Raw genomic sequence first — 13,548 nt, forward strand, 5'->3', positions numbered from 1 at the left:
GCCGCCGCCCGCGGCCAATGCTCCGGCCGCGGCACCGGCCCCGGCACCCACGCCGGCGCGCTGAAGCAGGAAGGACCGGTCGCCCCGTGCGGCCGGTCCTTTTGCTTTGCGGATGGGTCGGGGTTCACGCGACGACGCGAAGCCGTCGCGTCCGCAAAGCCACCGTCGATCATCACGCGCGATTCCACCAACGATGCAGCGAGCGATTGCGTTGCGCGCCGCCCTCCCCCACATAGGTCCGTAATACACCAATGGGGAACCAATGGCCGATCCATATCAAACCTTGGGCGTCGCCCGCGGCGCGTCCGAGGCGGACATCAAGAAAGCGTATCGCAAGCTTGCCAAGGAACTGCATCCCGACCGCAACAAGGACAATCCCAAGGCGTCGGAGCGGTTCAGCCAGGTCACCAATGCCTACGACCTGCTGAGCGACAAGGACAAGCGCGCCCGCTTCGACCGCGGCGAGATCGACGGCGACGGCAATCCCGCCGCACCGTTCGGCTATGGCGGCGCCCGGCCCGGCGCCGCACGCGGCGGCCCCGGCGGGTTCAGCAGCGCCGGCTATGAATTCGGCACCGGCGGCGACGCCGATATGAGCGACATCTTCGAAGGCCTGTTCGGCGGCGGCCAGACGCGCGGCGGCGGCTTCGCCAGCGGCTTCGGCCGGCGTCCGCAACCCAAGGGCGCCAACATCACCTATCGGCTGCAGGTGCCCTTCGTCGACGCAGCGACGCTGGCGCCGCAGCGCGTGACGCTCGGCGACGGCAAGACGATCGACCTCAAGCTGCCCGCGGGCGTCGAAAGCGGCACGCAGATGAAGCTCGCCGGCAAGGGCGAACCGGGTCCCGGCGGCGCGGGCGATGCGATCGTCTCGATCGAGGTGCAGCCGCACCGCTTCTTCACCCGCGATGGCGATGACGTCCGGCTCGACCTGCCGCTCACGCTCAAGGAAGCGGTGGCGGGCGGCTCGGTGCGCGCGCCGACGGTCGACAAGCCGGTGATGCTGACCATCCCCATGGGGACCAGTTCGGGCAAGACGCTGCGCCTGAAGGGCAAGGGCTTCCACAAGAAGGATGGTACGCGCGGCGACCAGCTCGTCACGCTGATGATCGACGTGCCCGCGGATGATGCAGCCTTGCAACAGTTCGTCGCCGGTTGGAACGACGCACGGAACCCGCGCGGGGCAATGGGCGTCTGACGCCGACGTGACCGAAACCGCAGCCCTTACGCCCGAAGACCGTGCGCATCAGCGCCATGGTGCCCGCCACCAGCTCGCCAAGCTGAAGCCCGGCCCGGCCGCCTGGGAGATCACCAAGCGCGCCGTGCTTGGGGTGTTCAACGACGGCTTCATCCACGCCGGCAACCTCGCCTATCTCGCGCTGATGACGGTGTTCCCGTTCTTCATCACCGCCGCGGCGGTGCTGTCGCTGCTCGGCCAGAGCGCCGAGACGCAGCGCGCGGTCGCCTCGTTCCTGCACGTGCTGCCGCCCAACGTCGCCGACATCCTGCGCAAGCCGATCGCCGACGTGCTCGTCGCGCGGACCGGCTCGCTGCTGTGGCTGGGCGGGCTGGTCGGGCTGTGGACCGTCGGCAGCTTCGTCGAGACGATCCGCGACATCTTCCATCGCGCCTATGGCGTGAAGGCGAGCGTGCCGTTCTGGCGCTCGCGCCTGTCCTCGTCCGGGGTCATCATCCTGTCGGTCATCATCGCGCTGATGAGCTTCCTCGTTCAGGGTATCCTGACCGCGGCGGAACAGTTCATCTATCGCCTGCTGCCCTTCGCCGAGGGCGTCGCGGGCTGGGTCGGCCTGTCGCGGGTGATTCCCGGGCTGGTGATGTTCGGCGCGCTCTATCTGCTCTTCTATTCGGTGACGCCGTCGAAATACCGTTACTCCAATTGCCGCAAATGGCCCGGCGCGGCCTTCACCACCGTCTGGTGGGTCGGCATGACGACGCTGCTGCCCTGGGTGCTCGGGCAATTGGGCGGCTACGACCTGACCTATGGCAGCCTTGCCGGCGTCGTCGTCATGCTGCTGTTCTTCTATTTGATCGGACTGGGGTTGGTGTTCGGCGCGCATCTCAACGCGGCACTGGCGGAACCCCCCGAACCGGCGCTACAGGGGGCGTCAACGACAGCGGAGGCGAAGACGGCGTGACGGGTTTGATGGCGGGCAAGCGCGGGCTTATCATGGGCCTGGCGAACGACAAGTCGCTGGCCTGGGGTATCGCGAAGCACTTGTCCGAACATGGCGCCGAGCTCGCCTTTTCGTATCAGGGCGCGGCGATGGAGAAGCGGGTGCGCCCGCTTGCCGAGCAATTGGGCGTCGCGCGGCTGTTCGACTGCGACGTGTCCGACATGGCGGCGCTCGACGCGACCTTCGCGGCGCTGGAAGCGGAATGGCCGACGATCGACTTCGTCGTCCATGCGATCGGCTTTTCCGACAAGTCGCAGCTGCGTGGACGCTATTACGACACGACGCTCGACAATTTCCTGATGACGATGAACATCTCGGCCTATTCGCTGGTCGCGGTGGCGCAGCGCGCGCGCAAGCTGATGCCCGAGGGCGGCTCGATCCTGACGCTGACCTATTATGGCGCCGAGAAGGTCATCCCGCATTACAACGTGATGGGCGTCGCCAAGGCGGCACTGGAGACCAGCGTCAAATATCTCGCGGTCGACCTCGGCCCCGACAACATCCGCATCAATGCGATCTCCGCCGGCCCGATCCAGACGCTGGCGGCGCGCGGCATCGGCGACTTCAACTATATCCTCAAGTGGAACGAGCTGAACGCGCCGCTGCGCCGCACCGTGACGATCGAGGATGTCGGCGGCGCCGGCCTGTATATGCTGAGCGACCTGGCGAGCGGCGTCACCGGCGAGATCCACCATGTCGACGCCGGCTATAATGTGATCGGCATGAAGGCCGAGGATGCGCCGGATATCGCGTTGGCGTGATGCCCCTCGTCTTTCGGGAACGTGGATTTCGGTTCCATTTCTTCTCGAACGAAGGCGATCCGCGCGAGCCGTCGCATATCCACGTCAGCAAGGATGGCCGCGACGCCAAGCTGTGGCTTTATCCCGACGTGCATTATGCCGACAACAACGGTTTCGATGCACGGACGCAACGGTGGATTACCGAGATCGTCGAGGCACGGCGGGACGATATTGAGGGAGCGTGGCATGACCACTTCGGCACGGGCGCTTAGCGTCGATTTCGACGACGACCAGATGTGGGTCCGGCTGGAGGACGGCCGGACGGTCGGCGTGCCGCTCGCCTGGTTCCCGCGGCTGCTCCATGGCTCGGCGGAAGCACGGCGCCAGGTCGAGATCAGTCCGAGCGGCCTGCACTGGGATGCGCTCGACGAGGACATTTCAATCGCCGGCATCCTCGCCGGGCGCGGCGACATGACCGGCAGCCGATCGCACGCCGCATGAGCATCAACAGTTTCGGCCATCTGTTCCGCTTCACCACCTGGGGCGAGAGCCACGGGCCTGCGATCGGCGCGGTCGTCGACGGCTGCCCGCCGGGCATCGCGCTTACCGAGGCGGATATCCAGCCGTGGCTCGACAAGCGCCGTCCCGGTACGTCGCGCTTCACCACCCAGCGACGCGAGCCGGATCAGGTGCGCATCCTGTCGGGCGTGTTCGAGGGCCGCACCACCGGCACGCCGATCAGCCTGATGATCGAGAACGTCGACCAGCGGTCGAAGGATTATTCGGAGGTCGCGCTCGCCTATCGCCCCGGCCATGCCGATTACGCCTATGACGCCAAATACGGGTTCCGCGACTATCGCGGCGGCGGGCGCTCGTCGGCGCGCGAGACCGCATCGCGCGTCGCCGCGGGCGCGGTGGCGCGCGCGGTGATCCCGCAGGTGCGCATCCGCGGCTGGGTCGAGGCGATCGGCGGCGACGCCATCGATTATGCCGCGTTCGACGATGCCGCGATCGACGCCAATCCCTTCTTCTGCCCCGATCCCGCCGCCGCCGCGCGCTGGGAGGCGCTGGTCGACGGCGCACGCAAGGCGGGATCGTCGCTCGGCGCGGTCGTCGCCTGCGAGGCGACGGGCGTTCCCGCCGGCTGGGGCGCGCCGCTTTATGCCAAGCTCGACGCCGAACTGGCGCACGCCTGTATGGGGATCAACGCGGTCAAGGGCGTCGAGATCGGCGACGGTTTCGCCGCTGCGGCGCTGACCGGCGAGGCCAATGCCGATGCGATGCGTCCGGGCGCGGACGGCCCCGATTTCCTCGCCAACCATGCCGGCGGCATCACCGGCGGTATCGCCACCGGCCAGCCGATCCGGCTGCGCGTCGCGTTCAAGCCGACCAGCTCGATCCTGATCCCGGTCGAGACGATCGACCGCACCGGCCAGGCTGCGGATATCGCCACCAAAGGGCGCCACGACCCCTGCGTCGGCATCCGCGGCGTGCCCGTGGTCGAGGCGATGATGGCACTGGTGCTGGCCGACCAGGCGTTGCTGCATCGGGGCCAGACGGGACGCTAATCGTTAACCAAATGGAACACTCTCTAACCCAACCCGTTGGGGCCGTGCAAGAATTTGCAGGAGAGAACGATGCGTAAGATCATTCCAATCATGGCAGCAGCCATGCTGATCCCCGCCGCAGCCTATGCACAGACGACGACGGGTGGCACCGCAGGCGGAACGATGGGGGGCACGACGTCCGGCAGCCCCACGGGAACGATGGGCGGCTCGATGGGCGGCCAGACGACGACCTCGCCGACCGATTCGTCGGCTACGTCGGGCAGCATGACGCAGAGCCGTTCGGCCAAGAAGTCGCGCAGCAGCCGTAGTGGCCGCTCGACCGGCACCGGTTCGACGTCGACCACCGACAGCGGCTCGACGACGGGCACGATGGGCGGTTCGACCGACACGATGGGCGGCACCACGGGCACCGGCACGGGTTCGACCACCGGCACGATGGGTGGCGGCACGACCGGCACCATGGGTGGCACCTCGACCACCGGCACGATGGGCGGCACGACCGGTTCGACCACCGGCGGCACCCCGACGCCGCAATAAGCATCCTGACCGATGAAGAAAAAGCCGGGCGGGTCACACCGCCCGGCTTTTTCGTGTCTGTCGTCAGTCGGCGAAAGGATCACGGACGAGGATCGTGTCCTCGCGCTCGGGACTGGTCGAAACCAGTGCCACCGGGCAGCGGATCAGCTCCTCGACGCGACGGATATACTTGATCGCCTGCGCCGGCAGATCGGCCCAGCTGCGCGCACCCGCAGTCGATTCCTGCCAGCCTTCCATGACTTCGTAGATCGGCTCGACCGCCGCCTGATCCGCGGCATGCGCCGGGAAATAGTCGAGCTCCTGACCGCGGAGGCGATAGCCGGTGCAGATCTTCACCTGCTCGAAGCCGTCGAGCACGTCGATCTTGGTCAGCGCGATCCCGGTGATGCCGCCGACCGCCGCCGACTGGCGCAGCAGCACCGTGTCGATCCAGCCGCAGCGCCGCTTGCGCCCGGTCACCGTGCCGAATTCGTGGCCGCGCACGCCGAGCCGCTCGCCCGTCTCATCCTCCAGCTCGGTCGGGAAGGGTCCCGAGCCGACGCGGGTGGTATAGGCCTTGGCGATGCCGAGCACGAAGCCCACCGCCGCCGGCCCGAGCCCCGACCCGCCTGCCGCGGTGCCGGCGATCGTGTTGGACGAGGTGACGAACGGATAGGTGCCGTGATCGACGTCGAGCAGCACGCCCTGCGCGCCCTCGAACAGGATGCGCTTGCCCGCGGCACGCGCTTCGTTGAGGTCACGCCACACCGGCTTGGCGAAGGGCAGCACGAAGCCGGCGATGTCGCGCAGCTCGGCGATCAGGCCCTCGCGGTCGATCGCCGGCGAACCGAAACCGGCGCGCAACGCGTCGTGATGCGCGAGCAGCCGGTCGAGCTGCGGCCCGAGATCGTCGAGATGCGCGAGATCGCAGACGCGGATCGCCCGGCGGCCGACCTTGTCCTCATAGGCGGGGCCGATGCCGCGCCGCGTGGTGCCGATCTTGCCGGCGCCCGACGCATCCTCACGCAACCCGTCGAGATCGCGGTGCAGCGGCAGGATCAGCGCGCAATTGTCGGCGATGCGCAAAGTTTCCGGCGTCGCCGAGACGCCCTGCGCCGCCAGCCGCTCGATCTCCGCCTTGAGCGCCCAAGGGTCGAGCACGACGCCGTTGCCGATCACGCTGGGCGTGCCGCGGACGATGCCCGAGGGCAAAAGCGACAATTTATAGACATTGTCGCCGACGACGAGCGTGTGGCCGGCATTATGCCCACCCTGGAAGCGCACCACCATATCGGCGCGCTCGGCGAGCCAATCGACGATCTTGCCCTTGCCTTCGTCGCCCCATTGCGCGCCGATGACTGCTACATTGGCCATGGATACAGGTCTCCGCCTGCCGGCGTTGATCCGTGCGCCCTTCGACAGGACTCGGCACACGAACGGTCCTGAGATGCGAAGGCGCGCCTACCGGGGTGCGCCCGCAGGGTCAACCGTTAGGCGGACGATTGTCATCGCGACGCGGGTTCGCTATAAACGTGATGCCGAACGACATGGCTTTGCCATTGGATGAACCCCCGTCATTGCCGTGACGGGGGTTCTTTCGTTTGGGAACGCGTTGCCGCGCGCCCCCGCCCGTGGCCTACCGGTGACGTGCCACCTCGACAACCTTCAACAGAAGGGTGCCGAAGCCGAACAACGCCCCCAGAAAAAAGGGACAAGTCGCCAAAATGACATGATGCTCTCCATCGGATCGACGGCAGGATCGCCGCCGCCGACAGCGTAATCCTCCGGCCGCACCGCTGTCATCGTCTTTACGGTAGCGAAACGATCAGAGCGCGCGTGCTTCGCCTTCGGCGTAGAGATGCGTGCACAATTGCGCTTCGGGCGTGTCGGCGGGCGTCAGCGCCGCGACCGCGACCCAGCCGGCGGCACGCATCGCGGTGCCCGCCTCGGGCGGCGTGCCGAACGGCAGGAACAGCCGGCGGCGATCGACGGCGCCCGCGGTCGCGAGGATCGCATCGGCATAGAGCGAGAAACCGGTCGCCGCCTCTTCCGCGCCATCCTCGTGCATCACCGCATAGGTGCCACCGCGGCCGACTTCCCGCGCCGCGCCGGCGATGAACAGCGAGAAGCCGAGCCACGATTGATATTCGAAGCCATGCCGCTCGGTCGGGTCGAGCGTCAGCGCGACGCCCTCCCCCAGCCCCGCGGCGATCGCGGCGAGCCCGTCGAGCCGGCTGGCGAGCACCTGCCCGGTATCAAAGGCACGCAATCGCGCGATCGCGCTGTCGAACGGTCCCGCCGCCTCGATCAGCGGCAGATAGCCGGGCGCGATCGCCGCGACCGCGCCGGCATCCTTGGCGTCGAGCCGGTCTTGCAGCAACGCGATCCGCTCGGCGGCGACGGGCAACGGCCCCGCTGCCAGCGTATCCACCAGATCGGGCAAAGTGAAATCGATCGAGAGGCCGGTCGCCCCCGCCGCAGCCAGCGCCGAGACGGCCACCGCAACCACCTCCTGCGCGGCGGGGATCGAATCCAGGCCGATCAGCTCGCAGCCGATCTGGCGCCATTCGCGCGCCGGCGCGAGTTCGGGGCTGCGCAGCTTGAGCACCGGGCCGGCATAGGACAATCGCACCGGCCGCGGGTGGTGGCCCATGCGCGTCGCCGCGATCCGCGCGATCTGCGCGGTGACGTCGGGGCGGATCGCCAATGTACGCTGCGACACCGGATCGACGTAGCGAACCGCATCGGTCAGCGCGCCGTCCTTGAGCCGCGAACCCAAGGCGTCGGCATATTCGACCAGTGGCGGATCGGCGCGCTCATAGCCGTAGAGGCGCGCCGCTTCGAGCACGCGCGTCTCGACGGCGGCGGCGGCATCGGCGTGCGGCGGCAATCGGTCGCGAAAGCCTTCGGGAAGCAGGGGTGTCATCGTGCGCCTCCCCTATCCATGGGCGGGAACGGGGGCAACGCCGTATCGCGACGGCATCGCCCCTGCCCCGTCAGCATCGAGCGATCAGAACGTCAGGCCCATCGCGGTCTTGACGCCCGGCAGCGCCTTGACCTTGGCGAGGAGTTCGCCGTCCACCGGCTCGTCGACCGAGAGCAGCAGCACCGCCTCGCCGCCCGCCGAGCGGCGGCCGAGGTGGAAGGTGCCGATATTGACCCCCGCCTCGCCCAGCGCGGTGCCGAGCCGGCCGATGAAGCCCGGCGCGTCCTCGTTGACGACATAGAGCATCGGCCCGACCAGATCGGCCTCGACCTTGATGCCGAACAGCTCGACGAGGCGCGGCGCCTGATCGCCGAACAGCGTGCCGGCGACCGAGCGCTCGCCGTCGGCGGTCTTCACCGAAACGCGCAGCAGCGTGTGGTAATCGCCCTCGCGCTCGGTGCGTACCTCGCGCACCTCGACGCCGCGGTCGCGGGCCAGCAGCGGCGCGTTGACCATGTTGACCGTGTCGGTCTGGTTGCGCAGGAAACCGGCGAGCACCGCGCTGGTGATCGGCTTGGCATTGAGCTCCGCCGCCGCGCCCTCGGTATGGACCGAGATGCGCGTGATCGCGCCGGTGGTGAGCTGGCCGACGAGGCTGCCGAGCTTTTCGGCGAGCGCCATATAGGGCTTGAGCTTGGGCGCTTCCTCCGCCGACAGGCTCGGCATGTTGAGCGCGTTGGTGACGCCGCCCGAGACGAGGAAGTCCGCCATCTGCTCGGCGACCTGGATCGCGACATTGACCTGCGCCTCGGTCGTCGACGCGCCGAGATGCGGCGTGCTGACGAAATTGGGCGTGCCGAACAGCGGCGAGGCCTTGGCCGGTTCCTCGACGAACACGTCGAGCGCGGCGCCGCCGATATGGCCGGTGTCGAGCCCTGCCTTGAGCGCCGCCTCGTCGATCAGGCCGCCGCGCGCGCAATTGATGATCCGCACGCCCTTCTTGGTCTTGGCCAGCGCTTCGGCGGAGAGGATGTTGCGCGTCTGATCGGTCAGCGGCGTGTGCAGCGTGATGAAGTCGGCGCGCGCCAGCAATTCGTCGAGCGTCACCTTCTCGACGCCCATCTCCAGCGCGCGCTCGGGGGTGAGGAACGGATCGAACGCCACCACCTTCATCTTGAGCCCGCGCGCGCGGTCGGCGACGATCGAGCCGATATTGCCCGCGCCGATCAGGCCGAGCGTCTTGGCGGTCAGCTCGACGCCCATGAAGCGGTTCTTCTCCCACTTGCCCGCCTGGGTCGAGGCATCGGCCTCGGGGAGCTGGCGGGCGAGCGCGAACATCAGCGCGATGGCATGTTCGGCGGTGGTGATCGAATTGCCGAACGGCGTGTTCATCACCACCACGCCCTTGGCGGATGCCGCGGGGATATCGACGTTGTCGACGCCGATGCCGGCGCGGCCGACGACCTTCAGATTGGTCGCATGTTCGAGGATCGCCTTGGTCACCTTGGTCGAGCTGCGGATCGCGAGGCCGTCATACTGGCCGATGATCGCGATCAGTTCGTCCGGGGTCTTGCCGGTGATCTCGTCGACCTCGACGCCGCGCTCGCGAAAGATCTGCGCGGCCTTGGGGTCCATTTTGTCGCTGATGAGGACTTTGGGCATGGGTAATTCCTACAAAACAGCCGTGCTCCTGCGCACGCAGGAGCCCAGGGTAACAGGGGATATCGCTCGGGGCTCTGGTCTCCTGCTTTCGCAGGAGCACCGGCAGAAGGATTAGGCCGCAGCCTTGGCGGTCGCGTAGGCCCAGTCGAGCCACGGGCCGAGCGCCTCGATATCGGCGGTGTCGACGGTCGCGCCGCACCAGATGCGCAGGCCCGGCGGCGCGTCGCGATAGCCGGCGACGTCATAGGCCGCGCCTTCCTTCTCGAGCGCCGACGCCATCGCCTTGATGAACGCCTCGTCGGCGCCCTCCACGGTGAGGCAGACGCTGGTCTTAGACCGCGTCGCCGGATCGGCGGCGAGATGGCCGAGCCAGTCGCGCTCCGCCACGATTGTGTCCAAGGCCGCGGCATTGGCGTCCGACCGGCCGATCAGGCCACGCTCGCCGAGCGACTTCGCCCATTCGAGGCTGACGATGACGTCCTCGACCGCGAGCATCGACGGCGTGTTGATCGTCTCGCCCTTGAACACGCCTTCGGTCAGCTTGCCCTTGGAGACGAGGCGGAACACCTTCGGCAGCGGCCAGGCCGGCGTATAGCTTTCCAGCCGCTCGACCGCGCGCGGGCCGAGGATCAGCACGCCATGGCCGCCCTCGCCGCCCAGCACCTTCTGCCAGCTGAACGTCGCGACGTCGATCTTCGCCCAGTCGATGTCATAGGCGAACACGCCCGAGGTCGCGTCGGCGAAGCTCAGGCCCTCGCGGGTCTCGGGAATCCAGTCGGCGTTCGGCACGCGCACGCCGCTGGTGGTGCCGTTCCAAGTGAACAGCACGTCGTTCGACCAGTCGACCGCGTTCAAATCGGGGAGCTGGCCGTAATCGGCGCGGATGACGGTGGGATCGATCTTGAGCTGCTTGACCGCATCGGTCACCCAGCCCTCGCCGAAGCTCTCCCAGGCGAGCGTCGTGACCGGCCGTGCGCCCAGCATCGTCCACATCGCCATTTCGAACGCCCCGGTGTCCGAGCCTGGGACGATGCCGATCCGGTGCGTGTCGGGCAGACCGAGCGTCTCGCGCATCAGGTCGATGGCATATTGGAGGCGCTGCTTGCCGATCTTCGAGCGATGCGAGCGGCCGAGCGAGTCGGTGGCGAGCTGCGACGCGTCCCAGCCGGGTGGCTTGGCGCAGGGACCGGAGCTGAAAAAGGGACGAGCCGGCTTCGTGGCTGGCTTGGACGCACCCCGGATGTCGGGGGCGGTAACAGAATCCGTCAATGTATCTCTCCTCACAGAGAGCACGCGCCGCGTTGGGGCGGCGTGGCCCGTCGACCGCCCTAGAGACGGTCGGTGCATCGCGCAAGCCGGGATCGTACCGGGCCGGGCTTGTTTGTGGCGGACCGTCTGGCGCATGATCGCGGCTGTGTTCCAGTATTTGCGTCTCATCGGCACCGTGATGGTGCTGACCCTGCTCGCCGCCTGCGGCCGGACCGAACGTCCCGCCCCGACGCGCGGATCGATCGTCACCGTCTCCGCGCGGCAGACCGCGCAATGCCTCGCCGACCTGCGCACGATGGGGGTCGGCTATCGTTCGCTGCCCGACAAGGATTTCGGCAACGGCTGCGGCCTGTCGGGCGCGGTGCAGTTGCTCGACATCGGCGTGCCGGTGACCGGCATCACCGCGATCCGCTGCGGCGAGGCGCGTGCCTTTTCCGGCTGGGTGCGCAACGCGCTGGCGCCGGCGGCGTATCAGATCCTCGGGAGCGAGCTCGCCAGCGTGCAGGGTATGGGCAGCTATGCATGCCGCAACGTCGTCGGCACGCGTCGCGGCGGCGACCGGCGGTCGGGCCATGCGATCGCCAATGCGGTCGACGTCGGCGGCGTCACGCTCAAGGACGGGCGGCGGGTGACGATCCTCAATGACTGGACCTCGCCCGACCCGCAGGTGCAGCGCTTCCTGTCGACGATCCACGCCTCGGCCTGCAAGCGCTTCGGCACGGTGCTGTCGCCGGCCTATAATGCGGCGCATCGCAACCACTTGCACCTCGAGGACGATCGTGCCGGAATGTGCCGCTGAATCGGGCGTTGAGCCCTTTCTGGCTTTGCTCTAACGCCCGCGGATGACCGATACACGCCTTCCCGAACGGGTCTTCCCCCGCGCCAGCCAGGACGCCGCCAGCGCGCAGCAGGCGATCTCGACGCCGCAGACCGAACATCCCGCCTACAAGCTCGCCTTCCAGGACATGGACTTCCTGCTGCGCGAGGATTTGCGTCCCGTCCGCTTCCAGCTCGAGCTGCTCAAGCCCGAATTGCTGCTCGAGGAGGCGAAGATCGCCTCGACCTTCGTGATGTACGGCTCGGCGCGCATCCCCGAGCCGGCCAAGGCGCAGGCGATGCTCGACATCGCCAGCGACGACACCGCGCGCGCGATCGCCGAACGGCTCGTCGCCAAGAGCCGCTATTACGACGTTGCGCGCGAACTGGCGCAGATCGCCAGCCGCGTGCCGCGCGACCAGCACGGCATGCGCCAGTTCGTCGTCTGCTCGGGCGGCGGCCCGTCGATCATGGAGGCCGCCAACCGCGGCGCGACCGACGTCGGCGCCGAATCGATCGGCCTCAACATCGTCCTGCCGCACGAACAGGCCCCCAATCCGTACGTCACGCCGTCGCTGAGCTTCCAGTTCCACTATTTCGCGCTGCGCAAGATGCACTTCCTGCTGCGCGCCCGCGCGCTGGCAGCGTTCCCGGGCGGCTTCGGTACGTTCGACGAGCTGTTCGAACTGCTGACGCTGATTCAGACCGGCAAGATCAAGCCGATTCCCGTGCTGCTGTTCGGCCGCGAATTCTGGGAGAAGGTCGTCAACTTCCAGGCGCTGGTCGACGAGGGCGTCGTCAGCCAGCGCGACCTCGGCATCTTCACCTATGTCGAGACCGCCGAAGAAGCATGGGACGTGGTCCGCGCCTTCTACGAGGAACAGGCGAAGAAGGACGGGTAAGACGCCTGCCTCCCGCCCATAAAGTCATCCCCGCGAAGGCGGGGAGGACGATCAGACGGTGCCATCATCCCCGTCTCGCCCCGCCCTCACCCCTCGGCGCTGCGCGCCTTCCCCTCTCCCAGCGGGAGAGGGGACTAGACGGCGAAGCCGGCGCGGGGTGAGGACGGGGTCGGAACGCGCGGTGGATCAGCAGTAAAACCCACTTACTTCCCCGCCTTGGCGCCTTCCTTGGCGGCGTTGGGATCGACCGACGGTGCGCCCGACGCCGGGGTGCCGGTGTTGCCGAGGTTGTTGACCGCATCGGTGTTGGTCACCGAATCCTTGCCTTCCGGCGCCTTGGCGTCGGGCTTGGCCGGTGCTGCGCCTGCCGCCGGCGCGGCGGGCAGCGGCAGGTTTGAACCCTGCGAGTTGAGATAGGCGATCACGTTGGCGCGATCCTGCGGATTGCCGAGGCCGGCGAAGGTCATCTTGGTGCCGGGCGCGAACTTGCGCGGGCTGGTCAGCCACGCGTTCATCTTGTCGAAGTCCCAGTTGCCGCCGACGCCCTTCAGCGCGTCGGAGAAGGCGAAGCCACCCTTGCCCTGACCGATGCCCTCGCCGAGCGTACCGTACAGGTTCGGGCCGATGCCATTGGCGCCGCCCTGCGTCACGGTGTGACAGGCCGCGCACTTCTTGAACACTTCCGCACCCTTGGCGACGTCGGCGGTCGGCAGCAGCGTGGCGATCGGCACTTCGGCGGCAGCACCGCCCGCCCCGCCCTCGGCCTCGACGCCTTCGATGGCATAGCCGGGCTTTTCGGGGCGTTCGCTGTGGAAGGCCATGCCGCCGACGATCGACAGACCGAGCGCAATCCCGCAGGCTGCCAGCGTCCACCCGGCGATCGTGTTGGTGCGGTTATCCATCTGCCTAACGCTGCCCCTATTTTTTGCTATGCGCCGTGATCCCATAGGAAAC

Annotated in this window: 14 protein-coding genes; 9 read left to right on the forward strand and 5 right to left on the reverse strand. The window is 67.9% G+C overall.

Features of this window, described 5'->3' with window-relative positions; all coding sequences use genetic code 11:
• Nucleotides 1-262 precede the first annotated feature (262 nt).
• The 7 genes from FFS23_RS18630 to FFS23_RS18660 all read left to right on the forward strand — a co-directional run bounded on the left by FFS23_RS18630 (nucleotide 263) and on the right by FFS23_RS18660 (nucleotide 5,040).
• A complete protein-coding gene (locus FFS23_RS18630; RefSeq protein ID WP_137899774.1) occupies nucleotides 263-1,198 on the forward strand; it encodes a DnaJ C-terminal domain-containing protein in 936 nt (311 codons plus the stop codon).
• Nucleotides 1,199-1,205: 7 nt separating this feature from the next.
• Nucleotides 1,206-2,156, forward strand: a complete 951-nt coding sequence (locus FFS23_RS18635; RefSeq protein ID WP_038667115.1) for a YihY/virulence factor BrkB family protein — start codon at nucleotides 1,206-1,208, stop codon at nucleotides 2,154-2,156.
• On the forward strand, nucleotides 2,153-2,956 hold the full coding sequence (fabI, locus tag FFS23_RS18640; protein WP_081974412.1) for an enoyl-ACP reductase FabI: 804 nt from the start codon (nucleotides 2,153-2,155) through the stop codon (nucleotides 2,954-2,956). The genes FFS23_RS18635 and fabI overlap by 4 nt, the downstream gene beginning before the upstream one ends.
• Nucleotides 2,956-3,207: a DUF4160 domain-containing protein gene (locus tag FFS23_RS18645; protein WP_137899782.1), complete on the forward strand. Its 252-nt coding sequence runs from the start codon at nucleotides 2,956-2,958 to the stop codon at nucleotides 3,205-3,207. The genes fabI and FFS23_RS18645 overlap by 1 nt, the downstream gene beginning before the upstream one ends.
• The gene (locus FFS23_RS18650) at nucleotides 3,182-3,436 is read left to right on the forward strand and encodes a DUF2442 domain-containing protein (RefSeq protein WP_137899775.1); all 255 of its coding nucleotides are present in this window, start codon (nucleotides 3,182-3,184) and stop codon (nucleotides 3,434-3,436) included. Before FFS23_RS18645 ends, FFS23_RS18650 begins: the two co-directional genes overlap by 26 nt.
• Nucleotides 3,433-4,503, forward strand: coding sequence for a chorismate synthase (gene aroC / locus FFS23_RS18655; RefSeq protein ID WP_137899776.1), 1,071 nt, complete (start codon nucleotides 3,433-3,435; stop codon nucleotides 4,501-4,503). The genes FFS23_RS18650 and aroC overlap by 4 nt, the downstream gene beginning before the upstream one ends.
• A gap of 69 nt (nucleotides 4,504-4,572) precedes the next feature.
• Entirely contained in the window at nucleotides 4,573-5,040 is a 468-nt protein-coding gene (locus FFS23_RS18660) for a hypothetical protein (protein ID WP_137899777.1), read from the forward strand.
• Between the two features lie 63 nt (nucleotides 5,041-5,103).
• On the opposite strand, the gene FFS23_RS18665 is transcribed toward FFS23_RS18660, so the two are convergent.
• The 4 genes from FFS23_RS18665 to FFS23_RS18680 all read right to left on the reverse strand — a co-directional run bounded on the left by FFS23_RS18665 (nucleotide 5,104) and on the right by FFS23_RS18680 (nucleotide 10,876).
• Nucleotides 5,104-6,393, reverse strand: a complete 1,290-nt coding sequence (locus FFS23_RS18665) for an adenylosuccinate synthase (RefSeq protein WP_038662727.1) — start codon at nucleotides 6,391-6,393, stop codon at nucleotides 5,104-5,106.
• Between the two features lie 451 nt (nucleotides 6,394-6,844).
• Nucleotides 6,845-7,945: an ATP phosphoribosyltransferase regulatory subunit gene (locus FFS23_RS18670; protein WP_137899778.1), complete on the reverse strand. Its 1,101-nt coding sequence runs from the start codon at nucleotides 7,943-7,945 to the stop codon at nucleotides 6,845-6,847.
• 84 nt (nucleotides 7,946-8,029) lie between these two features.
• A complete protein-coding gene (gene serA / locus FFS23_RS18675; RefSeq protein ID WP_137899779.1) occupies nucleotides 8,030-9,607 on the reverse strand; it encodes a phosphoglycerate dehydrogenase in 1,578 nt (525 codons plus the stop codon).
• A gap of 111 nt (nucleotides 9,608-9,718) precedes the next feature.
• The gene (locus FFS23_RS18680) at nucleotides 9,719-10,876 is read right to left on the reverse strand and encodes a phosphoserine transaminase (RefSeq protein WP_137899780.1); all 1,158 of its coding nucleotides are present in this window, start codon (nucleotides 10,874-10,876) and stop codon (nucleotides 9,719-9,721) included.
• 133 nt (nucleotides 10,877-11,009) lie between these two features.
• On the opposite strand from FFS23_RS18680, the gene FFS23_RS18685 reads away from it, so the two are divergent.
• Together FFS23_RS18685 and FFS23_RS18690 are read left to right on the forward strand one after the other, a co-directional pair.
• Nucleotides 11,010-11,675, forward strand: coding sequence for an extensin family protein (locus FFS23_RS18685; protein ID WP_249340757.1), 666 nt, complete (start codon nucleotides 11,010-11,012; stop codon nucleotides 11,673-11,675).
• Between the two features lie 43 nt (nucleotides 11,676-11,718).
• Nucleotides 11,719-12,594, forward strand: a complete 876-nt coding sequence (locus FFS23_RS18690) for an LOG family protein (RefSeq protein WP_038662739.1) — start codon at nucleotides 11,719-11,721, stop codon at nucleotides 12,592-12,594.
• A gap of 203 nt (nucleotides 12,595-12,797) precedes the next feature.
• Here the strand turns inward: FFS23_RS18690 and FFS23_RS18695 are convergent, their stop codons facing one another.
• Nucleotides 12,798-13,496 carry a c-type cytochrome gene (locus FFS23_RS18695; protein ID WP_137899781.1) on the reverse strand — a complete coding sequence of 233 codons (699 nt, stop codon included), beginning with the start codon at nucleotides 13,494-13,496 and terminating at the stop codon, nucleotides 12,798-12,800.
• Nucleotides 13,497-13,548 lie beyond the last annotated feature (52 nt).

It is taken from the genome of Sphingomonas sp. 2SG (assembly GCF_005503285.1).
Classification (GTDB): domain Bacteria; phylum Pseudomonadota; class Alphaproteobacteria; order Sphingomonadales; family Sphingomonadaceae; genus Sphingomonas; species Sphingomonas taxi.